Origin of the sequence: Micromonospora coerulea (assembly GCF_016598485.1) — a bacterium.
Taxonomy (GTDB): Bacteria; Actinomycetota; Actinomycetes; order Mycobacteriales; family Micromonosporaceae; genus Micromonospora; species Micromonospora coerulea.
On record NZ_JAEMUW010000015.1, the window covers coordinates 163626 to 185988 of the forward strand.

A 22363-nucleotide genomic window follows, 5' to 3' on the forward strand; every position below is an offset into this window, starting at 1 on the left:
CGGCGCGCCCCGGGCGGCGGCGGTCCCGATGTCGGACACCGCGTGCGATTTGCACGGATGGAAGTTCCAGAAATTTGCTGTGACCCATGTCACGCCTGCTCAGCGGTCGTTGCACATTGCATGGACGTCTTCTCCCGAACGTTCCTTCCGGCCGCCGCCGAGACCGGTCTGGCGACCCAGACGGTCAGCCGGCACATGCCGATCTTCCGCCGGTGCGTCGGCTCCGGCGACGCCACCATCCTGGTCACCCGGTGCAGCCGCCCGGACCAGCCGGTCGGTGGCGACTACCTGATGCTCCTCACCCACCGCCGCCTGGTGGTCACCCAGCAGACCCGGGTGCTGCACCGGCTGCGGCTGCACCTCAACACCGAGCTGCGCGAGCTGAGCAACGTCACCTGGAGCCCCGACCCCCGCCTGCACAGCGTCGAGCTGGCCGCCACCGCGATCGACGGCGCCCGCGAGCGGTTCCTCATCCGGACCCACCACCCGAAGCAGGTGTGGCAGCTCGACACGTTGCTCAACCACGCCTTCCGTACCCGTCTCCGGACGCCCGCGGAGCGGCTGGTGGCCACCATCGGTGAGCCGCCGCTCGGCGCCCGGCCGGCCGCGTTCCGCCCGGCGCCGGTGCGCTGACCGGCTCCTTACCGAACCCGAACGTTCCCCGGACGTCCCGGGCGGCCGCCGGTCGGTAATCATGGGCCGGTGACCGCCGACGCCGCGCAGCGCGGGCTCGTCCTCGTGGTGGAGGACGAGCCGGCCATCGCCGACCTGGTCCGGCTCTACCTGACCCGGGACGGCTTCGGCGTACACGTCGAACGCGACGGTGCCGCGGGCCTCGCCGCCGCGCGACGGCTGCGCCCGGTGGCCTGCGTGCTGGACATCGCGCTGCCCGGCCTGGCCGGGACGGAGATCTGCCGGCGGCTCCGCGAGGCCGGCGACTGGACGCCGGTCATCTTCCTCACCGCCCGCGACGACGAGGTCGACCGGGTCGTCGGCCTGGAGTTGGGCGCGGACGACTACGTGACCAAGCCGTTCAGCCCTCGCGAACTGGTCGCCCGGCTCCGGGCGGTGCTGCGCCGCTCCGCCGGGGCGCCGGCCGGGGCGGAGCAGCCCCGGGTGGTCGGCCCGGTCGTCCTCGACCCGGTCCGCCGGACCGTCACCGCGGCCGGCGCCCCGGTCCAGCTCACGTCCACCGAGTTCGACCTGCTCGCCCACCTGATGGCCCGGCCCGGCCGGGTGTTCAGCCGGGAGGAACTGCTGGCCGGCGTCTGGGGGTACGCCGCGCACGCCGGCACCCGGACCGTGGACGTGCACGTGGCCCAGGTCCGCGCCAAGCTCGGACCGGCCAGCGTGATCCGCACCCACCGCGGCGTCGGGTACGCGGCAGATGCCTGACCCCACCGCCGGGCAACCGCCCCCCGGCCCGCCACCGCCGGCCGGCCCCTGGCCACCCCCCGGCCCGCCGCCACCGGTCGACCCGGGGCGGCCGCACCAGCCGACCGTCACCCTGCCGGTGATCGGGCCACGGGCCGCGCCGACCCCCCCGCGCCTTCGGTTCGCCAGCACGCTGACCACCCGGGCGGTGCTGGTCACCTGCGCGGTGGCACTGGTGTCGGTGCTGGTGACCGCGCTGGTCGCGGTCCCCCTCGCGGTCCGTGGCGCGGAGCGGCGCGACCAGGCGGCGCTCGCCGCCCAGGCCCGGCTCGCCGCCGACGTGCTGCGCGTCCGCGCTCCCCGGCAACGGGACACCGCGGGCGAGCGGCTGATCCGTCAGCTCCGCCAGCAGCAGATCGACGTGTACGTCGTCCGGGCCGGCCAGGTGGACCGCCCGGGGCTGCCCCGGCAGGTGGTGACCCGGGTGTCGACCGGTCGGGAGGTCTCCGGCCGGCGGCTGGTGAACGGCGAGCGGGCCCTGGTCGAGGGGCGGCCGCTGCCCGGCGGCGACGGGGTGGTGCTGACCCGGGCCACCACCAGCGGACCCTGGCGGCAGGTACTGCGCGGCCTGTGGCTGCCGCTGCTGGCCGGGCTCGCCGCCGGGTTGGCGGCCGGGCTGCTGCTCGCCCGGAGACTCGCCCGGCCGATCCGGACCGCGGCCACCGCCGCCGCCCGGCTGCGCGCCGGGGACCGGGCGGTACGCGTACCGGTCGAGCCGCCCGACGAGGTGGCCGACCTGGCGTACGCGCTGAACGGGCTGGCCGCCGCGCTCGCCACCAGCGAGGGGCGGCAACGCGAGTTCCTGCTCTCGGTCTCGCACGAGCTGCGTACCCCGCTGACCGCGATCCGCGGTTACGCCGAGGCGCTCGCCGACGGGGTGATCGAGGCGGACGGGGTGCCGGCCACCGGCCGGACGATGCTCGCCGAGGCCGAGCACCTGGACCGGCTGGTCACCGACCTGTTGTCGCTGGCCCGGCTGGAGGCCGCCGACTTCCCCCTCGAACCGGTCCCGGTGGACCTGGCCCGGCTGGCCGCCGAGGCGGAACGCACCTGGTCCGACCGGTGCGCGGCGCTCGGGGTGCCGTTCCGGGTGGAAATGCCGGCCGGGCCGGTGCCGGCGTACACCGATCCGGGGCGGATCCGGCAGGTGCTCGACGGGCTGCTGGAGAACGCGCTGCGGGTCGTACCCCCGGGGGCGCCGGTGGTGCTCGCGGCCCGGCCGGCCGGCGCGGACCCGGCCGCGGGCGGCATCGTCGAGGTCCGGGACGGCGGACCCGGCTTCACCGACGACGACCTGGCGGTGGCCTTCGAGCGCGGGGCGCTGCACCAGCGGTACCGGGGGGTGCGCAAGGTGGGCAGCGGGCTCGGGCTGGCGCTCGCCGCCGGGCTGGTCCGTCGGCTCGGCGGCGACATCACCGCCGGGCACGCCGCGGAGGGCGGGGCGGCCTTCACCGTCCGGCTGCCCGCTGATCCTTACCTGACCCGAACACGGGGCTGACGGTCCGCTCGTCCGCGCGCGGGACGCTGGTGCTCCACGGACGAGAGGAACACTGATGGCACGTCAGGGAATCGTCACCGGCGTCACCGCGCTGCTCGCGGCGGCCGCGCTCGGTCTCGCCGGCTGCGGCCCGGCCGGGCTGGCCCAGGACTCGGCCCGGGAGACCGCGGTCGAGGTCGCCGCCGCCATGGGTGCGGAGGGTCAGGCGCTCACCGCGCTGGGCTTCGACGCCGCCGACCTGGACGTGGACCCGGTCGCCGCCCCGGCGTCGGCGTCGGCGGAGCCGGGCGCCGCCACCGAGGCCGGCCCGAAGGACAGGCCGGGTGCGCGCGGGCAGGAGTGGCGCAAGCGGCACCGGGCCCGGGTGCTGCTGCGCAGGAACACCCTGCACGGCGAGGTCGTCGTGCAGACCAGGGACGGCGGTACGAAGACCGTCGCCGTCCAGCGCGGCCAGGTGACCGCGATCGACGACAAGTCGATGACCGTCAAGTCCACCGACGGCTTCACCATGACCTGGACCTTCGGCGACAACCTCCGGGTGGTCGAGCGGCGGACCACGATCCAGTCGACGGACCTCAAGGTCGGCACCACGGTCGGCGTGGCCGGCGTCAAGGACGGCGACGGCGGCGTGGCCCGGCTGGTCGTGGTCCCGGTCAAGCAGAACTGACGGTGGACCGGGTCCCCTCCGCGTGGAGGGGACCCGGTCGTCGGGTCAGTAGACCCGGGAGCCGATGAAGTCGTCGTGGCCGTAGCCCACCGGGTTGGCGAACGACCGCGACTCGAAGGACCACTGCTGGCGGGTGCTGGTGGAGCAGCTGGCCAGCCGCAGCCGCGGGGTGCCCAGCCACGGGTTGTCGAACGCCACGCACAGGTTCGTCGCGCCGGCCGGCTTGAGCTGGCTGCCGGCGAAGACGAACCGCTGGTTGGCGCCGCCGTGGCAGTCGTAGATGTTGATCGCCGTGCCCGCGGTCAGCGAGCCGCCGGAGACGTCCAGGCAGCGGTCGTGGGAGAGCTCGGAGTGCAGCGACTGCCGGGCCGGGTCGTACCAGAAGCCCTGGTTACGCCCGCCGTGGCAGGCGTACGACTGCTGCATGGTGCTGTTGCGGGAGTCGTAGCCCCGGCCGTCCACACAGGTGCCGGTGGCGGCGTTGCGGAGCTGCCTGAACTCCATCAGCCCCGGCTGGAGCACGCCCTGGCCGGTGCTGGCCGGGTCGACGCAGGTGGCCCGGTCCTGCCCCGAGTTCCAGAACTGGGTGATGCACTGGGCGAACATGCCGTGCCCCCGGTAGTTGGGGTGGAACGACTGCCGGGCGGCGTTCTCGTCCCAGATGCCGACCTCGATGTAGAGGCCGCGGACCGAGGTGTTGTCGGTGCACACCTCGTGGCCGTGGAAGAGCCGGCTGGCGTCGAGGTAGCGGGTGCCGGTGTTCGTCGCCGCCGCGCGCAGCGCCGACTCGAAGAGCGGCACCGCCTTGTTTCGGGCGAACGCGGCGTCGGCCAGGTAGAGCAGGCAGCCGCCGGCGTACCAGCCGGGGAAGTTCGGGTTGTCCTCGACGTCCGGGCTGCCCGGGCTCGGGTACGACATCAGCACCAGCTCGTAGTCCGAGCCCAGGTAGCCGGCCCCGGTCATGGTCTGCCGGATCGAGGTGATCGCCTCCTCGACGGCGCGCCGGCTGCCGTCGGTGCGGATCGTCCACTGGTCGGTGTAGGTCGGGTAGCAGGCGCCCTGGAAGAAGACCCGGCGGATGGCGCAGTCGGTGGCGACCGGTCCGAACTGGATGGTGCCGTCACCGTTCGCGCCGGCCACCACCCAGATCAGCTTGACGTGCGTGTTGCGCGCCTTGACGGCCAGATAGTCGCCCTGGTTGAGCTCGTTGTGCTGGGTCGGCCCGCCGGCGACCAGGTTCCACGGGGTGGCCCCGGAGCAGGCCAGGTTGTACCTCTCGTCGGCGGGAATGCCGGTGCGGAAGACGGCCTGGTCGTACGACCGGTCGCACCAGTTGCCGTCCTGATGGGTGCCGGGGACGTAGTTGCCGACCCCCTCACCGGAGATCTCGCTGTCGCCCATGGTGACCAGCGCGGTGCGCCGGTCCGCCATCGGGCGGATGTCGGGGGAGCCGTAGAGGACGGTGGCCTCGGCGGCGCGGATGGTTTCCAGGGCGGGCGGCAGCGGCTGGATCGCGGGTCGGTCGGCGGCGGCCGCGGGGGACGCCGGTCCGACGAGCATCGGCAGGGCGAGGGCGGCGGCGGACAGGACGGCCAGAACATGCCGTCGGGGGGTCCGTGCGCGCCTGGTGGGGGTACCAAGCATCGACGCACTCCTTTCAGCTCAATCGGGGGACGTCGATCGAGTTACCAGAAGGTAACCGCCCGGAGGCGAGATGTGAATGCGTCTCGGAAACCTTGCGGCCCGGTGCGGAACGGAACTCTTCCGGCAGATCGGGCGGCACGGGAGTCCGACCCGGCACCCGGGGCCGGCCGGGGCTGACCGGACGGGCGGCCCCGGCAGGGCCGAGCGGTCCGCCTCGGGCCACCGAAACGGGGTGGGCCGGCCCCGGCCAACACCCGGGGGATCCGACCCGCCGGGTGCGTGAGCTGGGCGGTTCCGGCGGGTCCCGGGACGGTCATCGACGTCGGCTCGGAGAGCGCCGGGAGGTGGCGGGCTACACCGCGCCGAGGAGCCAGGCTACGCTAGGGCCGATTTGCCGTCCCCACCGTGGAGATCTCCCGTGAAGCTCTCGATCCTCATGCCGGTCTACAACGAGGAAGAACGAATCGCGGATGCCCTGAAGCAGGCATTGGCGGTCGACTACCCGTGTGAGATCGAGCTCGTCGTCGTCGATGACGGCAGCCGGGACGGCACCTCCGAGGTCCTCGGCCGGATGGATGACGCGCGGCTGCGGGTGATCACCCACCAGCGCAACGCCGGCAAGGGCGCGGCCATCAAGACGGCCGTCGACAACGCCGAGGGTGAGTACATGGTCATCCTCGACGCCGACCTGGAGTACGACCCGCAGGACATCCCCCGGCTGCTCGAGCCGGTGCTGGACGGGCACGCCACGGTCGTCTACGGCAATCGGACCTTCGGCAGCCACAGCTCCTACAGCTTCTGGTACGTGGTGGGCAACAAGGGCGTCACCCTGGCCGCCAACGTGCTCTACAACTCCTACATCGGCGATCTGGAGACCTGCTTCAAGCTGATGCCGGTCGAGCTGTACCGCTCGCTCCAGATCCGCTCCCGGGGCTTCGGCATGGAGGCCGAGGTCACCGGCAAGCTGCTGCGCCAGCGGATCCGCCCCTACGAGGTGCCGATCAGCTACCGCGCGCGCGGCCGCGAGGAGGGCAAGAAGATCACCTGGAAGGACGGCGTCGAGGCGCTCTGGATCCTGACCCGGGAGCGGGCCCGCCGGCGCCCGGCCGGTGCCGCCCAGCGCTGACCCGCCGCACGAACACCACGGAACCCCGCCATCCGGCGACGCCGGGTAGCGGGGTTCCGTCATGACCGGCGCCCGCCGCGCCGAGGCCCCTACCGGCGGCGGTCAGGCCGCCACCGGCACGGCGGCGAGGAAACCCTCGACCGAGCGGCGCAGGCCGGCGGCGTCCAGGCCGTGCCAGCGGGTGTGGTCCTCGGCCGAGCCGTAGCGGCGCAGGTCGTCGCGGCCCACGCCGAGGGCGAGCAGCCGGTGCGGCCGGTCGGCCAGCGCCGCGCCGACCACCCGGGCGGACGTGCCCGCCAGGTACGGCTCCACCAGGATCACCTCGGTGCCGGCCAGCGCCCGCAGGCCGGCGGTGTCGAACGGTCGCGGCCGGTGCGTGTACGCCACGGTGACCGGCAGCCCGGCGACCGCGGCCAGTGCCGCGTCCAGCACCGGACCGACCGCCACCAGCAGCGGCGCGCCCCGGCCGGCGTCGCGCAGCACCCGCAGGTCGCCCGCGTCCGGGTACGCGCGTGCGTTGCTCTGCGTGGAGAGCCGCACGTACGCCGAGTCCTGTCCGCACACCAGGTCGCGGAGCAGCCCGGGTACCTCGTCGGAGTGGCCGGGGACGTGCACCGTCCAGTCGCGCAGGGTGTCGATCAGGGCCACGTCGGCCGGGGCGAGGTGGGTACGGCCGGCCGCCGCGCGGTCGTACGACGCGCCGACGCTGACCAGCACCGCCCCGACCCCCTGGTGGTCGAGGTCCAGCTTGATCTGCTCGTACGCCCGCTCGACGAGGAACGGGGCGTAGCTGTGCACGATCGGGCGCTGCCCGGTCAGCGCCAGCCCGCCGGCGACACCCACCATCAACTGCTCCCGGATCCCGACGTTGAGCACCCGGTCGGGGTAGCGCCGGGCGGCCGGGGCGAAGGCGGCGGCGGAGATGTCGGCCAGCACGATCGTGGTGCGGGGATCGTCCAGCAGTGCGGTCGCAGTGGTGACGAATGTCTCGCGCACGTCCTACTCCTCGTCCGTGACGACCGCGACGACGACGTGCGGCCGGTGATGGTCGTGCCCGGTCAGGGCGGCGTGCAGGGCCTCGTGGTCGCGCCCGTCCACGGTCGCGGCGGTCCACCCGTTGACCGTGAACCGGGTCGCCGCGCCGCCCGGCCAGCCGTGGCTCGCCGACCGGTTGTCCAGCACGATCGCGGTGAGCGACGCCAGTCCGGTCGCCCCGGCGTACGCGATCGCCTCGTGGTTGGAGCCCTCGTCCAGTTCGGCGTCGCCGAGCAGCACGTACACCCGGGGGGTGGCCCGGCCCTGGGCCCGCAGCCCCAGCGCGGTGCCCACGCCGAGACCCAGCCCGTGCCCGAGGGAACCCGAGCCGATCTCCACGCCGGGCACCAGCAGCCGGTCCGGGTGGTCGCCGAGGCGGCTCTCCGGGCCGCCCTGGTCGTCCAGCCACTCCACCGGGATGAACCCCTTGGCGGCGAGCAGCGCGTAGTAGCCGGCGACCGCGTGCCCCTTGGAGAGCAGGAAGCGGTCCCGGTCCGGGTCGTCGGCCGTCTCCGGGGTGATCCGCAGCACCCGGTCGTAGAGCACCTGCAGCACGTCCAGCGTCGAGTACACGTTCGGGCTGAACTCGCGGCCGGCGCGGACCCGGTCCAGCAGGGCCCCGAGTGTTCCCGGCGGTGCCGGGTCGGTGGCAGTCGTGGTCGTCATGCGGTTAGCCTGCGATCTAAAGCTCACTTCAACTCAAGGTCGTGTGATGCACGAGTCACTCACCATCGGTCAGCTCTCCGCCCGCAGCGGAGTGGCCCCGTCGGCGCTGCGCTACTACGAGCGGCTGGGGCTGATCCGGGCCGAGCGCACCGGCGGCAACCAGCGCCGGTACGCCCGTTCCGAGCTGCGCCGGGTGGCGTTCGTCCGGATCTCCCAGCAGGTCGGCGTCTCGTTGGAGGAGATCCGAGCGGCGCTGGACTCGCTCCCGTCGTCGCGGACCCCGACGCCGGATGACTGGGCCGCGCTCTCCCGCACCTGGCGGGACCGGCTGGACGAGAAGATCCGGCTGCTCGGCAAGCTTCGCGACGATCTGGACGGCTGTATCGGCTGCGGCTGCCTGTCGCTGCAACGCTGCACCCTCTACAACCCGGGGGACTCGCTGGCCGCGGAGGGTCCGGGCGCCCGCCTAATGCTGCCGCGCCCGGATTCCGTCACGGGGTCGTGAGCAGCACCTTGCCCAGGTGGTCGTTGCTCTCCACCACGCGGTGCGCCGCGGCCGCGTCGGCCATCGGCACCCGGCGGTCCACGATCGGCCGGATCGCCCCCGCCTCGACCAGCGGCCACACCTGCTCGCGGACCCCCCGGACGATCTCCGCCTTCTCGGCCAGCGGGCGGGACCGCAACGCGGTCGCCGCCACCGACGCCCGCTTGGCCAGCAGCGCGCCCAGGTCCAGCTCACCCTTGCGGCCACCCTGCATGCCGATCACCACCAGCCGGCCGCCGGTGGCCAGCGCCGCCACGTTCCGGGACAGGTAGGCGGCGCCCATGATGTCCAGGATCACGTCCGCGCCCCGGCCGTCGGTGACCCGGCGGACCTCCTCGACGAAGTCCTGCTCGCGGTAGTCGATGGTGTGCGCCGCGCCCAACTCGCGCAGCTTGCCGTGCTTGGCCGCCCGCGCGGTCACCAGCACGGTCGCGCCGAGGGCCACCCCGAGCTGGATGGCGAAGGTGCCGATGCCGCTGCCGCCGCCATGCACCAGCAGCGTCTCGCCCTCGGCGAGCCGGGCCAACGCGACGACGTTCGACCAGACGGTGCAGGCCACCTCGGGCAGCGCCGCCGCGTCGACCAGGTCGACGCCGGCCGGCACCGGCAGCAGCTGACCGGCCGGCACGGTGACCCGCTCGGCGTACCCACCGCCGGCCAGCAGCGCGCAGACCTCCTGACCCACCAGCCAGCCGGTCACGTCGGGACCGACCGCGCTGATCGTCCCCGAGCACTCCAGACCGGGGTACGCGGGCGCACCCGGCGGCGGCGGGTACTGCCCCTGCCGCTGGAGCAGGTCCGCGCGGTTCACCGCACTCGCCCGCACATCGACGATCACCTCGCCCGGCCCGGGCTCCGGGTCGGGCACCTCCGCCCAGACGAGTGCCTCGGGTCCGCCGGGTTCCGGGATGGTGATCGCGCGCATGGTCCAGTCTTACCCGATCCGACCCGCTGTCCACGTCCGGGCCAGGATCTCCGTCACCATCTGGTCCGGCGTCTGCTCAGCCACAGTGGACTTGCCGGCCGCCATGATTCCGGTGATCGGCAGCACCGAGGGGCTTCCCCACACGCGGCCGTCCTGGCACCGAGGGTGGGACACCGGCTCGACCGGCCGGGAGCCCGTGGCAGACTAGGCACGGTCGCGTACCCCTTGGGGGGCGTGGCCCGGGAGGGTTCGCCTAGTGGCCGATGGCGCTGGTCTTGAAAACCGGTAAGGGCAGCGATGTCCTTCGTGGGTTCGAATCCCACACCCTCCGCCGCCGTCAACAGCGGAGGTGCGTGCCGCACAGGGGCGGGGCGTCTATGCGGCAGGCTTTCCGACCGCTGCTGATGCCCTGGCTCGAGGACCTCGTGGCGCAGCAGCTTCTCGCCTGAGCGATCGACGGTGCCGCCCAGCGCCAAGCCACGCCGCGCTTTCGGTTCGGTCCGGCCGAAAAAGGGGGTATGAAGGGGCGCAGGAATTCGCGCACCCGGAAGGACCGTTTCGATGAGCCTGGAACGACCGATCGCCCCGGACCCGTACGAGCTGCTGCCGACGGTGCCGTCGTTCAACCTCACCAGCGACGACGTGCACAACGGCGAGCCGATGGAGGCGCGGTACGCGCACGGCAGCTCCGGTGGCGAAAACGTCTCCCCGCACCTCGCCTGGTCCGGCTTCCCCGCCGAGACGAAGAGCTTCGTGGTGACCTGCTTCGACCCGGACGCCCCCACCGGCAGCGGCTTCTGGCACTGGGTGCTGGTCGACGTCCCGGCCTCGGTGACCGAGCTGCCGACCGCCGTCAAGGAGAGCGATCTCGGCGGCGCGTTCAGCGTCCGCAACGACTACGGCGACACCGGGTACGGCGGCGCCGCCCCGCCGCCGGGCGACCGTCCGCACCGCTACGTCTTCGCGGTGCACGCCGTCGACGTCGAGCGCCTCGATGTCGGCCCGAACGCCAGCCCGGCCTTCGTCGGCTTCAACCTCGCCTTCCACACCCTCGCCCGCGCCGTCATCCGCCCCACGTACCAGATCAAGGAGTAATCCCTGTGCGCCCCGCGATCTTGCACTTCCGGACCCGGCGGCACGGACATCAGCCGCGTACCAGGGATCGGAAGTGCAAGATCGCGGGTGGAGACGCGGAAGGCGGGCGGGGGTCAGGCGGGGACGCGGGCTACGGCGAAGACGGACTGGCCGAAGGGCGGGCGGAGGCGTTGCTCCGCTGCCTTGGTCGCCGGGAGGACGACGGTGTCGTAGAGCTTGACCATCGGGCCCTCCTTCGGCATCAGGCGGAAGACCTTGGTGGCCATGAAGTAGCCGATCAGGCCGAGCGCGTTCGCGTAGTGGATCTTCTCCACCGTCAGGCCGGCCTCGGTCATCGCCGCGCCCAGGGTCTTCTTCGTGTAGCGCCGGACGTGGCCGGTGGCGATGTCCGCCGGGCTCATCGCGAACTGGAACGCCGGCACGATGATCACCACGGCGCCGCCCGGCCGGACCAGGTCGCGCATGCTGCGCAGCGCGCCCACGTGGTCCTCGATGTGCTCCAGCACGTTGTACGACACTGCCGCGCTGTAGTCACCGCGCTCGGAGTGCGGTAGCAGCATCTGCCGGACCTCGATGCTCGGGTGCGCGGCGAGCCGCTCCTTGAGTTTGACCAGCCGGTCCGGGTCCGCCTCGGTGGCGGTGATCCGGGGCAGGCGCTCGCACCATTCCAGGGCGTAGTCGCCCAGCCCGCTGCCGATCTCGATCGGGTTGTCACCGAGGTAGGGCACCGCCAGCTCGACGAACCACCTGCGGTGGTTGACCGCCGTCGCCAGTCCTTCGAGCACCTCGGACTGGACGCGCTGATCCCCAGTGATTTCTGCCATGCGTCGATTCCTCACGATCTGACTGACCCGCGCCTGGACCGACAGAGTCAACCATCCAGATGGATGGCGTGGGAATCGGGGCACCCGGGGGTGGCCGAATTGCGGTCGGGGGTGGGCACGTGATCGGCGGTCGGCGAACCCGGCACATAGTACGCCAGTACCCCGAAACATGTCACGGCCCTGCCATACCCTGACTACGCTCCGAATTGTTATGACTACTCCCGAATCGGACGGCGGGGCCGGCGCCGCGCCCGACCGGGGCGTACGGCGGATGCCCGGCTGGTCGATCGACCTCGTGGCCGTGCTCAGCTTCGTGCTGCTGGCGTTCTGGGTCACCGCCCGGTTCTGGGTGAATCCCGGCGACGGGGTTCGCGACAACCCTTCCGATCAGGCGCAGTTCCAGTGGATGATGGCGCACGGTGCGCGAGTGGTGACAGATTTCGCCTATCCATTCACCTCGGACCGGATGAATGTCCCCGACGGTGTCAACCTCATGGCGAACACGTCCGTATTATCCGTTTCGCTACCAATGACGCCCGTCACCGTTTTCTTCGGCCCGCGCGCGGCCTTCCTGCTCTTTCTCACCGGCGGGCTGATCGCCACCGCCGTGGCCTGGTACTTCGTCCTGTCCCGGGTGCTGCTCCGGGCCCGCGGACCGGCCTGGCTCGGGGCCGGCTTCTGCGCCTTCGCGCCGGCGATGGTGTCGCACGCCAACGCGCACCCCAACATCGTCTCGCAGTTCGTGGTGCCGCTGATCGTCTGGCGCACACTGCGGCTGGCCGAGCCGGGGCGCTGGCTGCGCAACGGTGTCCTGCTCGGGCTGGTGATCGTCTGGCAGGCGTTCATCAACCTGGAGATCCTGCTGATGACGGCGATCGGGATCGGCGTGGTCGTCTGCGCCCTGGCGCTCGGCCGGCCCGAGCTGCGGCGGCGGGTCCGACCCTTCGCCGCCGGGCTGGGCGTCGCCGCCGCCGTCGCCGGGGTGCTGCTCGCGTATCCGCTGTACGTGCAGTTCTTCGGGCCGGGGGCGTACCAGGGACTCTCGCCGCTGATCCGTGGCTACTCCACCGACCTCGCCTCGTTCGTCGCCTGGTCGGGTGAGTCGGTCGCCGGTGACCCGCGCAGCAGCGCGCGGTTGGCCAAGAACGCCACCGAGGAGAACGCCTTCTTCGGCTGGCCGCTGGTCGTACTGGTGATCGCCCTGGTCTGGTGGCTGCGCCACAACGCCGTCGTGCTGGGGCTGGCCGCGGTCGGCCTGCTCTTCGCGCTCTTCTCCCTCGGCCGTGAGATCCGCTTCGACGGGCGGGACACCGGTTTCCCCGGCCCGTGGGCGGCGCTGGAGAATCTGCCGATCCTGCACTCGGTGGTGCCGACCCGATGGTCGCTCGCGCTGACCCCGATCATCGGGGTGCTGCTGGCGCTCGGCGCCGACGGGGCCCGGCGGCTGGCCCGGCGCCACCCGGACGCCCGTCCGCGGATCCGGTTCGTCACCGCCACCGTGCTGGCCATGGCGCTGGTGCCGATCCTGCCGACCCCGCTGCCCTCGGTACGCCTCGATCCCATCCCGGAGTTCGTCACCTCCGGCGCCTGGCGGCCGTACGTGGCCGGCGGGCACAGCATCGTCACCCTCCCGCTGCCGGACACCACCTACGCCGACCCGCTGCGCTGGTCCGCCGAGACCGGGCTGGAGATGCCGCTCGCGCGGGGCTACTTCCTCTACCCGGACACCCGGCCCGGCGCGGGCCGGATCGCGCTCTTCACCGCCCCGCCCCGCCCCACCAGCAGCTTCTTCGACCTGATCCGGCGCACCGACGCGGTGCCGCCGATCACCCCGCAGGACCGGGTGGCCGCGGTGGACGACCTGCGGTACTGGCGGGCGGGCGCGGTGCTCCTCGATCCGCACTGCCCGCAGGCCGACGCGTTGCGCCGCGGGATGACCGAGCTGACCGGGATCGATCCGGTGCGCACCGGCGGGGTGTGGCTCTGGGACGTCCGCCCGCTGGTCGACTGAGCGGCTGGGTCAGGAGAACCGGACGCAGCAGCCCTGGCAGATCTTCGGCCGGGGCAGCGTGAAGGCCAGGCAGCAGGTCCGCCGCTGGACGGTCGGCTCGCCGGCCGGGCCGGGCACCAGCTCGACCAGGTCAGCCAGGTCGAGCGCGTCCAGCACCGTTTCGATGTTGCGGGTCGACGAGCCGGGCAGCGTGTCGGCGGCCCGCAGGAGGCCGTGCGCGATGCCGGAGGCGGCTGAGCCGAGCAGCGTACGGGTGCCGATCCGGACCTCGGCCTGGATCGCCGCGACCATCGGGGCGAGGTGGGCGTCGAGCAGCGAGGCGCGCAGCGCGCCGAGCAGCTCGGCCTCGTCGGCGACCACCCGGACGTCCGGCGCGCCGGTCAGCGCCAGCGGGTCGCCGGGCAGCACCGCGACCGTGGTCGAGCGGCGCAGGCCGAGGGTGATCAGGGGGCGGTGGTCCTCGAAGTGGACCAGGACGTCGGCCGGGTCGAGCAGCGGCACCCGCCGGGCCGAGGCCCAACCGAGCACCGCCGGCAGCGCCACCCAGTAGCTGTACGACTTCCAGGCCAGCGCGGCGCAGGCGTGCGGGGTGCCGCCCCAGCGCGCCGTCGCGGCGCGCAGGAACTCGGGGAGCAGCGTCCCGTCGATCAGTCGGGTGGCCGGGGTCCAGCGCGCCTCGTCGGAGGTCACCAGCAGGCCCGGTGCGAGCCCGGGCAGGTCGTCGGTGCCGAACATGGCGCGCAGGGTCGCGGTCACCGGGGCGAGCGGCGTGGCGACGTCCCGCCTCGGCATCACCGCTGTCACCTGGTCCGTCCCCTGTCTGGTCGCCTCGCCGGTCGGTATGAGCTCGTCTCGCTGAGCTAAGGCTAGCCTAACCACATGCTCCGGGTGGGGGGAAGCCGAGTCCGGGGGCGGATGGAGAGGTCCCGGTCACTCGCCGACCGGTCGGCGGGTTTCCGCGTACTACCCGGCGCAGGGTGGCGAAAACGCCCGGCGGGGCGGCCGATGGCGGCGCCAGGATCGACGTACGTAGCTGAATTGTCAAGGTGAGTGTCGACTACGAGCCAGTTTCTGTGCACGTTCGGACACCCAACGTGAAACTGGTACTCCCGGCCACGAGGAAGCCGAATGACGACCTCACCCATCGAGCGGGCCGCCGACTCGTTCGCCGCCGAACTCGCCCGGCACCGCACCGGCCGGGGGCTGTCCAAGAAACAGCTCGCCACCCTGATGGGCTTCGACCCGTCCTACGTCAGCCACGTCGAGGGCCGCCGGCACCGCCCGACCGAGGACTTCGCCCGCCGGGCCGAGGCCGTCCTGGAGGCCAGCGGCGCGATCTGGCAGCGCTTCCGGGAGTACGACGAGCTGCGGCACGCCCGCTCCGGCGGGGGGCACCGGGAGCTGTCGGTCCCCGGCCAGTGGCTGCCCCCCGGCACCGGCCTGGTGGTCGAGCGGGAGCTGGCCACCCTGACCCACGCCGACGACGGCTACCGCTGCCAGATCCGGCGGGAGCTCTACAACGCCGGGACCGAGCCGGTCAGCCGGTACCTGGTCCGGGTCGCCGTCGACCGCTACCCCAACGACCCGGGCCGCTCCAACCGGCACCACCGGGAGCACCCGCTCACCTTCGCCGAGCTGCAACTGCGGGCGTACCGGGACGGCGGCGGCGAGCGCGAGCCGATGCACTGGCGCGCCAAGCACGACCGGGACGCGTTCAAGGAGCTCTGGTTGCTCTTCGAGAACGCCGAGGGCCGCTTCCCGCTCTACCCCGGCGACCGGGTCACCATCGAGTACGCCTACCGGGTGGGGCGGGACAAGTGGGGGCCCTGGTTCCAGCGGGCGGTCCGCCTGCCCACCCGGCACCTGGCCGTCCGGCTGGACCTGCCGGTGGCGCTGGACCCGCAGGTCTGGGGGGTGGAGACCTCCCTGTCCGCCGAGGAGGGGCCGCTGCGTACCCAGATCCAGCGGCACGACCGGGGCGAGCGGGCAGTCTTCGACTGGTCCACCGACGACCCGCCGCTCAACGCCCGCTACCGGCTGCAGTGGCGCTTCCGCAACCAGCCGCCGGACGCCGAGCCGGACGGGCCGGCCGCCGGCGGGCGGGTGCGGGCCAGCGACCGGATGCGCGGCATCGGGATCGCGCAGCGCGGCGACGACCTGCTCCGCCAGCCCGCCCGCCAGTTCGACCTGCCTGGGGACGACCGCGCCGCCCGGGACGTGGTCGACCGGCTCTGCGCCATGCTGGACCGCCTCGACGAGCTGCACCCGTTCAGCAAGGGGGTCGGCATCGCGGCCCCGCAGTTGGGGCTCGGCTGGGCTGCCGCCGTGGTCCGCCCGGCCGACCGGGCGGCCGAGCCGGTCGTCCTGCTCAACCCCCGGGTGGTCGACACCGCCGGAGACAACGACGAGCAGTACGAGGGCTGCCTCTCCTTCTTCGACCACCGCGGCCTGGTGCCCCGACCGCTGCGCATCGACGTGGAGCACGCCCAGTGGGACGGCAGCCGGATCATCACGTCCTTCGAGTACGCCATGGCCCGCCTGGTCGCGCACGAGATCGACCATCTGGAGGGGCGACTCTACGTCGACCGGATGGCGCCCGGGGTGCCGCTGGTGCCGGTCGAGGAGTACCGCGAGACGGGCAACCCCTGGCGCTACTGACCGCTGCGGTACGCGGGCCGGTTGCCGGCCCGGCCCGCGCACGGGCGGACGGGGCCGGGTCGCGTGCCCCAGGGGGCCGGGGCACGCGACCCGGCTCGGGGGGAGGAAGGTCTACCGGGCGCCGAAGGTGTCGTACCGGATGTGCTCCGGGGGCACCTCGTCGGCGGCGAGCGCGCGCAGGGTGGCCCGGACCATGGGGGTCGAGCCGGAGACGTAGCAGTCGTGCGTCGTCCAGGGTCCGTACCGGGTGACCACCTCGGAGATGTCGCCCAGCTCGCCGTCGAAGTTCGGATCCTCGCTGCAGGCCGGCGTCACCGACAGCCACGGGTGCGCGCTGACCAGCTTCTCCAGGCCCGCCAGGCCGTAGAGCTCCTCCCGGCGGCGGGCGCCGTAGAAGACGTGCACCCAGCGGGTCCGGTTGATGCCGGTCAGCTCCTCCACCAGCGCCTTGATCGGGGCGAGCCCGACCCCGCCGGCGACGCAGATGATGTCCCGGGTCGACGAGTGGTCCAGGGTCATCGACCCCATCGGGGCGGCCACCCGGAGCAGGTCGCCCGGCTTCGTCCGGCGGACCAGCGCCCCCGACAGCCAGCCCGCCTCCCCGGCCGGCGTACGCACGTGGAACTCCAGCACGTTGTCCTCGTTCGGGGCGTTCGCCACCGAGTACGTCCGCCACACCCGCGGGTGGTAGCGGGGCGCCTCGACGCTGACGTACTGGCCGGCCTTCCAGGACAGCGGGTGCTGGAGGGCGCGGACGGTCAGCACGGCGGTGTCCGGGCCGTGCCGCTCGTGGGTGAGCACCTCGGCGTGCCAGAACGGCGGGTTCTCGTCCGCCGCCGCCCCGGCGAGCATCTTCTCGTAGATGCTCGCGTACGCCTCCCGCCAGGCCTGGTCGTACTCGAGGTTCCACCCGTCGCCGGCGGTGCTGCGCAGCGCGTCCAGCAGCGCGACGCCCATGGTCTCGTAGTGCGTGGCGTCGACGTGGTACTTGCGGTGGTCCCGGCCCAGCGCGCGCAGGTACTCGTCGAAGCTCTCCGGGTCGCCGACGGTCTGGGTGGCGGTGGCGATCGCCTCCAGGATCCGGTCGCCCTGCCCGCTCATCTGGACCGGGAAGAGCTTGCGCAGCTCGGGATCGAGCAGGAAGAGCCGGGCGTAGAAGTGGCCGCTGAGCCGTTCCCGGTCCTCCTCGACGAGGGTCCAGCTCTCCTTCAGCAGCCGCGCGAAGTTCTCCACGGGGGCACCCTCCTTCTCCTGACGGCGGATCGGGCCCCCACAGAATCTCCACGGAGGGTGCCTACCGGTCGCACAGAATGTGCGACCGCCTCATACCGTCCCGGCGGGCGGTGCCGAGCGGCCCCGGCGTGCGGCACAGTGGTCCGGTGACGGTTGACGAGCTCACCCGCCCGGTGTCCCGCCGGACCCTGGGCACCGAGACGCTGCTGGTGCTCGGGCTCTCCCTGGGCCAGTCGGCGATCTACGCGATCGTGTCGCTGCTGGCCAAGCTGACCGCTGCCGGCGGGCTCTCGAAGCAGACCGCCGCGCTGAACACCTCCCAGTCGGCGCGGCCGTACCTCGACCTGACGTACCAGCTGGTCGGGATCTTCTTCGCGCTGCTGCCGGTGCTGCTCGCCGTACACCTGCTGGCCCGCGACCCCGGCGACCCGGCGCGGACCCTCGGGCTGGACCTGCGCCGGCCCGGGTCGGACCTGGCCCGCGGCGCCGGCCTGGCAGCGCTGATCGGCCTGCCCGGACTGGCGCTGTTCTGGGTGGCGGCGCAGCTCGGCGTCAACGCCACGCTGGTGCCGGCCGCGCTGCCGCACCTGTGGTGGGCGGTGCCGGTGCTGATCCTCGCCGCGGTGCAGAACGCCGTGCTGGAGGAGGTGATCGTGGTCGGCTACCTGGTCACCCGGCTGTGGCAGCTGCGCTGGCGGCTCCCGGCGGTGATCGCGGCGAGCGCGTTGCTCCGCGGCTCGTACCACCTCTACCAGGGCTTCGGCGCGTTCCTCGGCAACGCGGTGATGGGCGTCGTGTTCAGCCTGGTCTTCCTGCGTACCCGCCGGGTGGCGCCACTGATCGTGGCGCACACCCTGCTGGACGTGGTCGCCTTCGTCGGCTACGCGCTGCTGCCGAAGGACTGGTTCAGCTGGCTCTGACCCGCGCCGGCCGGTAGGCGCCGATCGCCCGGGCGGCCAGCCGCTCGGCGGCCGCCGCGTCACCCGCCGCCGCGGCGAGCGGCGCCGCCCCCGGCAGCAGCCGCGACGCCAGCCGCAGGGCCAGCCAGCCGCCCGCCTGTGCGGCCAGCGGGGTGGCCAGCCGCCAGGCGGCCTCGGCGGCGCGCGGCCACGCGCCCTCGCCCGGCCCGTCGGCCGCCCGGGCCGCCGCGAGCGCCGCCCGAGCGGTGTCGGCGTCCGGGTGGACCTGGGTGAGCACCAGCAGTTCCACCGCCCGATCCGGATGCGCCGGGTCGTGGTCGTACGCCGCCGCCAGGTGCAGCACCAGGTTGGCCTGAGTCCAGAGCACCGCGGCCAGCTCGGCGACCGGCGCGAAGAGCCCGGCCCCCGCCGCGACCGCGCCACCGGTCCCGGCCAGCCGGACGAACCGCCGGGTGGCCAGCCGGGCGAGGCCGTCCGCGTCGGCGTCCGGATACGCCCCCCGCACCCGCCCGGCCCACTCTCCGGCGCGCGGCCCGAGCGCGTCGACCGCCGCCAGGGCCAGCAGCTCCGGCGCGAACGCCGGGTGGTCGAGGACGCGCGCGGTGATCGCCCGCCAGGCCACCCCGGCGGTACGCCCCGACGCCGGCTTAGCCGACGGCCGTGCGACAACCGCCGCCGCAACACGGTCGGCAGGGCTCTCTGCGATCGGTGGAGAGGCCGCCTCCGTCGCCGGGGCGGCCCGCTTCGGCGCCGCGGCTGCCGTGCCGGCCGTGCGCTCGGCGGTCGCCCTGCTCCTGGCTGCGGTCGAGTCCCCGGCCTCGACGTGTCCCTGGTCACCGGCGCCCGCGGAGGCCTCCGCCGCCGGCCTTCTCGCGGCCGTCGGCGCCGCCGGGGCAGCCGTCGTCGGGCTCTCCTGCGCGGTGGAGTTGGCCTGCGCTGTGGCGGTGGTCTTGGTCGCCGGGCTCGACTGCTCCGTGGTGGTGGCCTTGTTCGCCGGGCTCGACTGGTCCGTGGGGTCGGCCTTCGCCGGGTTCGCCGTTGCTCCGGGGCCGGCCTTCCGCGCGGTGCCCGTCTTCTTCGCGGGCGCGGCCTTCTTCGCCGGGCCCGCCTTCGTCGCGGACGTTGCCCTCTTCGCCGGGCCCGCCTTCGCCGCCGGCGCTGACTTCTTCCCATCCGACATCTGCTCTGCTGGGCCCGCCTGCTTCGCCGGAGCGCGGCGCGTCCGCTTCCGGGGCTCCTCGTCCGTCCTCGGCTCCGGCGTCGCCGGGTCCGGCCGGTCGGCGACCGGCTTCGCCCGTCGGGCGGCGGAAACCGGCCGGGCGGTGGCCGCGGTCCCCTCGTCGTCAGCGTCGGTGGTCGGGGTGGCCGCGACCACCGACTCCCGTGCGGCGGCAACCGGTGTGACCGGGGTCACCCCGTCTCCGGCGGCGAGCGTCGGTCCGGGTGGGGTCCCCTCGCCCGCTGCGGCGGGCGCCGATCCGGCCGACCTCGCCTCGCTCCCGTCGGCGGCGGGCGTCGGGTCGGCCGGTTTCGCGCCGCTCTCGGCGGCAGCGGACGCCGATCCGGCCGGTCTCGCCTTGCTCTCGTCTATGGCGGGCGTGGGATCGGCCTGAGTCGCGAGACGGGGCCGGGGCGCGGCCGAGCCGGGCGGGGCGGCGTCATCCTCCGCTGGGCGCGCCTCACCCGCCGGCTGGCGCGGGGCATGCGGCACGGCCCGCGCCGGGTCGGGCGGCTGGAAGAGCACGGCTGGCGCGGGCCTGGCTCGGCGCGCCGGGGGCTGCGGCCCGCTCGCCGCCTCGGGCCGTCGCGCCGGCGGCGCCGGCGTCTCGGGCGTCGGCGGCGGGGCGAAGGTCGGCTTCGGGGATCGGCTCCGTCGGGCACCGCTGGCGGGCTCGCGGCGGGGCGGATCGCTCGGCGGCTGCTCCTGCATATCGATGGAGCGTAGACCCGAGCGTGACCTCGCACACGTCGGAAACGCGGGGCCGCGGGCTCCGCCGGGTAGTCGCTTTGCTGCGGGTGGGTGCGGACCTGTATCCTCGGGCGCGGTGGTCTGCGGGCCACCAGGGAGACTTCGCCTAGTCTGGTCTATGGCGCCGCACTGCTAATGCGGTTGGGGTCTTAAAGCCCCTCCCGGGTTCGAATCCCGGAGTCTCCGCGCCAAAGCCAGGTGTGTAGACTGGCCGAGCAGCGAGCGCCCGTAGCTCAATGGATAGAGCATCTGACTACGGATCAGAAGGTTAGGGGTTCGAGTCCCTTCGGGCGCACAGCAGATCAAGGGTCGATTTCCCATCACGGGAGACCGGCCCTTGATCTTTCTGACCCCCACGGCTGACCCCTACGCCTACGCGTCGAAGAGGAAGCCGAGCCGGTCCACCGAGTCCTGCTGCAGCCGACGCGTCGCCTCCACGTAGACGACTTGGTGACGGTGGGGGAGCTGTGCCCGAGCACGTCCTGAATCCGTTCGAGCGGCACGCCCTGGTCGTAAAGGAGCGTCGCGCACGAATGGCGCAGGTCATGCACCCGAATACGCCGAACCCCCGCCCGCTCGCACAATTGGTCGAAGTGCCGATTGATGTTGCGCGGCTCGATCGGCGTGCCGATCTTCGTCGTGAACAGCAACCCGTGCTCTTGCCAGCGGTCCCCGGCCGCCTCCCGCTCCGTCCGTTGCAACGCCCGATGACCGCGCAGCACGTCGACCAGACTGAGCGGCAGAGCCACGGCCCGCTCCGATCCGTCCGTCTTCACCGGCCCGAACCGCAGCTCCCCGCCGGTGCGTTGCAGCGACTGCCGAACGCGGAGCACGTTGTCGACCAGGTCCACGTCGACCCACCGCAGCGCCAACGCCTCACCGCGGCGAAGACCGAGGGCCAGGGCGACCGAGTAGAGCGCATACCAGCGGTCATCCCGCGCCGCCTTCCAGGCGGCCCGCAAGCGGGCCGCGCCGGCCCGGCCCCGGCCTGCTGGCGACCTCCGGCCGGCATCGGCCGGGCCGGCCGGCCACGCTGGCGGAGGACAAACGACAGAGGGCTGAGGCGGGACGATCGCGATCGGGGTTGCTCACCATCGAGGCCGGGCCGATCGCTGCCGCGCAGCAGAGCTGCTTGCCCCTGAATCAGATGAGCACTGACCGGGGGTGATGACGATGAGGACCAGGGCGTGACCCATCCCCCGGGTGTCCAATTCTTTACGCCACCCGGCCGGCATCAAGGGCGCTGCGCGTCGGCACGCCGATGGCCTACGGCCACCCTTGACACCGACCGGCCGCCGCAGTCTTTGGCACCTATCAGGGGGATGGGGGCCCTTGAGAAGCGCCTACTGTGGCCCCGTGGATGATGATCGCGTGCGCCCGTCGCTCCTGGCCGGCTTCTGGTCTTTCGTGGTGGGCGGCCTGGTCCTCGTGGCCGTGATCGTGGCACTGGATCCGATCACCCACCAGAAGGACTGCCCAAACTACGGGGCCTCTGGCAACGCGAGCGCCTTCGCGAATCCGGTCTGGGACCTGTACCTGCCGTTGATGGCCTTCGCATGGATCACCTTCGTCGCCGTGGAGCAGACCCTCCCGGTCACCCGACGCCACTGCAGCTGGGCGGCCTGGGCGGCCCGGGCGGCTGCCGCGCTCGTCTTGGCCTTTGTTGGTTCGTGCTGCCTGGTCGTGCCGCTGGGCATCGTCTGCCGGTGACGGCACGGCGACCGGCCAGGCAAGGGCCGCAGGTTCGAATCCTGCCGGGCGCACCACCTTCTACCAGCGGAAACGCTGATCGGCACTGATCTTCGACTAGGTCCGGCCCCACCCAGGACCCACAGCGTCAGCGCTGCGCCCGCTGCACCAGCGCCGTGAGAGCAGGCGTTTGGGCATCACGGCCGTTTGAGGACGCCCTTCCAACCGACCGCCTAAGGCGGGGTTGGGCGGCTATCGCGCGCTGTAGGACCACATCCAAGCCAGAGCCTTAGCCGCCTCCGCATCAAGCTCAGGATGGCGGACGGCCATCGCTGCACCAACACGATCTGCGGCCTGCGCTAGCCCCTCCGGACCGACATCCCAGACCGGGAACTGATCGAACATCTCCTGGACCACGCGTTCGG

At 73.2% G+C, this 22363-nt stretch carries 21 protein-coding genes and 3 tRNA genes; 15 read left to right on the forward strand and 9 right to left on the reverse strand.

The window, feature by feature from the left end; genetic code table 11:
* The first annotated feature begins 120 nt into the window (after nucleotides 1-120).
* The 4 genes from I8N68_RS20285 to I8N68_RS20300 all read left to right on the forward strand — a co-directional run bounded on the left by I8N68_RS20285 (nucleotide 121) and on the right by I8N68_RS20300 (nucleotide 3599).
* Nucleotides 121-633: a hypothetical protein gene (locus I8N68_RS20285; protein WP_200212360.1), complete on the forward strand. Its 513-nt coding sequence runs from the start codon at nucleotides 121-123 to the stop codon at nucleotides 631-633.
* A gap of 69 nt (nucleotides 634-702) precedes the next feature.
* Complete coding sequence (locus I8N68_RS20290; protein ID WP_200212362.1) at nucleotides 703-1395, forward strand: response regulator transcription factor; 693 nt, start codon at nucleotides 703-705, stop codon at nucleotides 1393-1395.
* Nucleotides 1388-2932, forward strand: coding sequence for a sensor histidine kinase (locus I8N68_RS20295; protein ID WP_200212364.1), 1545 nt, complete (start codon nucleotides 1388-1390; stop codon nucleotides 2930-2932). The genes I8N68_RS20290 and I8N68_RS20295 overlap by 8 nt, the downstream gene beginning before the upstream one ends.
* Nucleotides 2933-2987: 55 nt before the next feature.
* The gene (locus I8N68_RS20300) at nucleotides 2988-3599 is read left to right on the forward strand and encodes a hypothetical protein (RefSeq protein ID WP_200212366.1); all 612 of its coding nucleotides are present in this window, start codon (nucleotides 2988-2990) and stop codon (nucleotides 3597-3599) included.
* Between the two features lie 45 nt (nucleotides 3600-3644).
* On the opposite strand, the gene I8N68_RS20305 is transcribed toward I8N68_RS20300, so the two are convergent.
* Nucleotides 3645-5243 (reverse strand): ricin-type beta-trefoil lectin domain protein, encoded by a 1599-nt coding sequence (locus tag I8N68_RS20305; protein ID WP_200212368.1) that lies wholly within the window; start codon nucleotides 5241-5243, stop codon nucleotides 3645-3647.
* Nucleotides 5244-5661: 418 nt separating this feature from the next.
* On the opposite strand from I8N68_RS20305, the gene I8N68_RS20310 reads away from it, so the two are divergent.
* A complete protein-coding gene (locus I8N68_RS20310; RefSeq protein ID WP_200212370.1) occupies nucleotides 5662-6369 on the forward strand; it encodes a glycosyltransferase family 2 protein in 708 nt (235 codons plus the stop codon).
* A gap of 102 nt (nucleotides 6370-6471) precedes the next feature.
* Here I8N68_RS20310 and I8N68_RS20315 read toward each other — a convergent pair whose 3' ends face one another.
* On the reverse strand, nucleotides 6472-7365 hold the full coding sequence (locus tag I8N68_RS20315) for a transketolase family protein (protein WP_200212372.1): 894 nt from the start codon (nucleotides 7363-7365) through the stop codon (nucleotides 6472-6474).
* A gap of 3 nt (nucleotides 7366-7368) precedes the next feature.
* A complete protein-coding gene (locus I8N68_RS20320; RefSeq protein WP_200212375.1) occupies nucleotides 7369-8070 on the reverse strand; it encodes a thiamine pyrophosphate-binding protein in 702 nt (233 codons plus the stop codon).
* A 46-nt stretch (nucleotides 8071-8116) separates the two neighbouring features.
* On the opposite strand from I8N68_RS20320, the gene soxR reads away from it, so the two are divergent.
* Nucleotides 8117-8575 carry a redox-sensitive transcriptional activator SoxR gene (soxR, locus tag I8N68_RS20325; RefSeq protein WP_200212377.1) on the forward strand — a complete coding sequence of 153 codons (459 nt, stop codon included), beginning with the start codon at nucleotides 8117-8119 and terminating at the stop codon, nucleotides 8573-8575.
* Here the strand turns inward: soxR and I8N68_RS20330 are convergent.
* The gene (locus I8N68_RS20330) at nucleotides 8562-9539 is read right to left on the reverse strand and encodes an NAD(P)H-quinone oxidoreductase (RefSeq protein ID WP_200212379.1); all 978 of its coding nucleotides are present in this window, start codon (nucleotides 9537-9539) and stop codon (nucleotides 8562-8564) included. The two genes, soxR and I8N68_RS20330, sit on opposite strands and share 14 nt — an antisense overlap.
* Nucleotides 9540-9781: 242 nt before the next feature.
* Between I8N68_RS20330 and I8N68_RS20335 the strand changes: the two genes are divergently transcribed.
* Together I8N68_RS20335 and I8N68_RS20340 are read left to right on the forward strand one after the other, a co-directional pair.
* Nucleotides 9782-9870: transfer RNA gene (locus tag I8N68_RS20335), tRNA-Ser, on the forward strand.
* Nucleotides 9871-10100: 230 nt separating this feature from the next.
* Entirely contained in the window at nucleotides 10101-10634 is a 534-nt protein-coding gene (locus tag I8N68_RS20340) for a YbhB/YbcL family Raf kinase inhibitor-like protein (protein WP_200212382.1), read from the forward strand.
* A 113-nt stretch (nucleotides 10635-10747) separates the two neighbouring features.
* Here the strand turns inward: I8N68_RS20340 and I8N68_RS20345 are convergent, their stop codons facing one another.
* Nucleotides 10748-11458 carry a class I SAM-dependent methyltransferase gene (locus I8N68_RS20345; protein WP_200212383.1) on the reverse strand — a complete coding sequence of 237 codons (711 nt, stop codon included), beginning with the start codon at nucleotides 11456-11458 and terminating at the stop codon, nucleotides 10748-10750.
* Nucleotides 11459-11669: 211 nt separating this feature from the next.
* Here I8N68_RS20345 and I8N68_RS20350 point away from each other — a divergent pair, with 211 nt between their 5' ends.
* A complete protein-coding gene (locus tag I8N68_RS20350) occupies nucleotides 11670-13469 on the forward strand; it encodes a DUF6311 domain-containing protein (RefSeq protein ID WP_200212385.1) in 1800 nt (599 codons plus the stop codon).
* Between the two features lie 9 nt (nucleotides 13470-13478).
* On the opposite strand, the gene I8N68_RS20355 is transcribed toward I8N68_RS20350, so the two are convergent.
* On the reverse strand, nucleotides 13479-14261 hold the full coding sequence (locus tag I8N68_RS20355) for an IucA/IucC family C-terminal-domain containing protein (protein WP_200212387.1): 783 nt from the start codon (nucleotides 14259-14261) through the stop codon (nucleotides 13479-13481).
* Between the two features lie 336 nt (nucleotides 14262-14597).
* On the opposite strand from I8N68_RS20355, the gene I8N68_RS20360 reads away from it, so the two are divergent.
* Nucleotides 14598-16127 carry a peptide deformylase gene (locus tag I8N68_RS20360; protein WP_200212389.1) on the forward strand — a complete coding sequence of 510 codons (1530 nt, stop codon included), beginning with the start codon at nucleotides 14598-14600 and terminating at the stop codon, nucleotides 16125-16127.
* 111 nt (nucleotides 16128-16238) lie between these two features.
* Here I8N68_RS20360 and I8N68_RS20365 read toward each other — a convergent pair whose 3' ends face one another.
* Nucleotides 16239-17360, reverse strand: a complete 1122-nt coding sequence (locus I8N68_RS20365) for a globin domain-containing protein (protein ID WP_200212391.1) — start codon at nucleotides 17358-17360, stop codon at nucleotides 16239-16241.
* A 146-nt stretch (nucleotides 17361-17506) separates the two neighbouring features.
* Here I8N68_RS20365 and I8N68_RS20370 point away from each other — a divergent pair, with 146 nt between their 5' ends.
* Nucleotides 17507-18280 (forward strand): CPBP family intramembrane glutamic endopeptidase, encoded by a 774-nt coding sequence (locus I8N68_RS20370; RefSeq protein ID WP_200212393.1) that lies wholly within the window; start codon nucleotides 17507-17509, stop codon nucleotides 18278-18280.
* Here the strand turns inward: I8N68_RS20370 and I8N68_RS20375 are convergent.
* A complete protein-coding gene (locus I8N68_RS20375) occupies nucleotides 18267-18902 on the reverse strand; it encodes a hypothetical protein (RefSeq protein ID WP_234040193.1) in 636 nt (211 codons plus the stop codon). The genes I8N68_RS20370 and I8N68_RS20375 overlap by 14 nt on opposite strands.
* A 148-nt stretch (nucleotides 18903-19050) precedes the next feature.
* Between I8N68_RS20375 and I8N68_RS20380 the strand changes: the two genes are divergently transcribed.
* From I8N68_RS20380 to I8N68_RS20390, 3 genes are all read left to right on the forward strand, one after another.
* Complete coding sequence (locus I8N68_RS20380; protein ID WP_200212396.1) at nucleotides 19051-19893, forward strand: hypothetical protein; 843 nt, start codon at nucleotides 19051-19053, stop codon at nucleotides 19891-19893.
* A gap of 451 nt (nucleotides 19894-20344) precedes the next feature.
* Nucleotides 20345-20435 (forward strand) — tRNA-Ser (locus I8N68_RS20385).
* A gap of 36 nt (nucleotides 20436-20471) precedes the next feature.
* Nucleotides 20472-20544, forward strand: a tRNA-Arg gene (locus I8N68_RS20390).
* A gap of 25 nt (nucleotides 20545-20569) precedes the next feature.
* On the opposite strand, the gene I8N68_RS20395 is transcribed toward I8N68_RS20390, so the two are convergent.
* Nucleotides 20570-21211 (reverse strand): site-specific integrase, encoded by a 642-nt coding sequence (locus I8N68_RS20395; protein WP_200212398.1) that lies wholly within the window; start codon nucleotides 21209-21211, stop codon nucleotides 20570-20572.
* Between the two features lie 394 nt (nucleotides 21212-21605).
* On the opposite strand from I8N68_RS20395, the gene I8N68_RS20400 reads away from it, so the two are divergent.
* Entirely contained in the window at nucleotides 21606-21959 is a 354-nt protein-coding gene (locus tag I8N68_RS20400) for a hypothetical protein (RefSeq protein WP_200212401.1), read from the forward strand.
* Nucleotides 21960-22363: the final 404 nt, after the last annotated feature.

Coding starts and splice junctions, on each gene's coding strand:
- I8N68_RS20320 (WP_200212375.1), bottom strand. CDS start 8,070: ATGACGACCACGACTGCCACCGACCCGGCACCGCCGGGAACACTCGGG.
- I8N68_RS20305 (WP_200212368.1), bottom strand. CDS start 5,243: ATGCTTGGTACCCCCACCAGGCGCGCACGGACCCCCCGACGGCATGTT.
- I8N68_RS20330 (WP_200212379.1), bottom strand. CDS start 9,539: ATGCGCGCGATCACCATCCCGGAACCCGGCGGACCCGAGGCACTCGTC.
- I8N68_RS20285 (WP_200212360.1), top strand. CDS start 121: ATGGACGTCTTCTCCCGAACGTTCCTTCCGGCCGCCGCCGAGACCGGT.
- I8N68_RS20355 (WP_200212387.1), bottom strand. CDS start 14,261: ATGCCGAGGCGGGACGTCGCCACGCCGCTCGCCCCGGTGACCGCGACC.
- I8N68_RS20360 (WP_200212389.1), top strand. CDS start 14,598: ATGACGACCTCACCCATCGAGCGGGCCGCCGACTCGTTCGCCGCCGAA.
- I8N68_RS20345 (WP_200212383.1), bottom strand. CDS start 11,458: ATGGCAGAAATCACTGGGGATCAGCGCGTCCAGTCCGAGGTGCTCGAA.
- soxR (WP_200212377.1), top strand. CDS start 8,117: ATGCACGAGTCACTCACCATCGGTCAGCTCTCCGCCCGCAGCGGAGTG.
- I8N68_RS20295 (WP_200212364.1), top strand. CDS start 1,388: ATGCCTGACCCCACCGCCGGGCAACCGCCCCCCGGCCCGCCACCGCCG.
- I8N68_RS20350 (WP_200212385.1), top strand. CDS start 11,670: ATGACTACTCCCGAATCGGACGGCGGGGCCGGCGCCGCGCCCGACCGG.
- I8N68_RS20340 (WP_200212382.1), top strand. CDS start 10,101: ATGAGCCTGGAACGACCGATCGCCCCGGACCCGTACGAGCTGCTGCCG.
- I8N68_RS20300 (WP_200212366.1), top strand. CDS start 2,988: ATGGCACGTCAGGGAATCGTCACCGGCGTCACCGCGCTGCTCGCGGCG.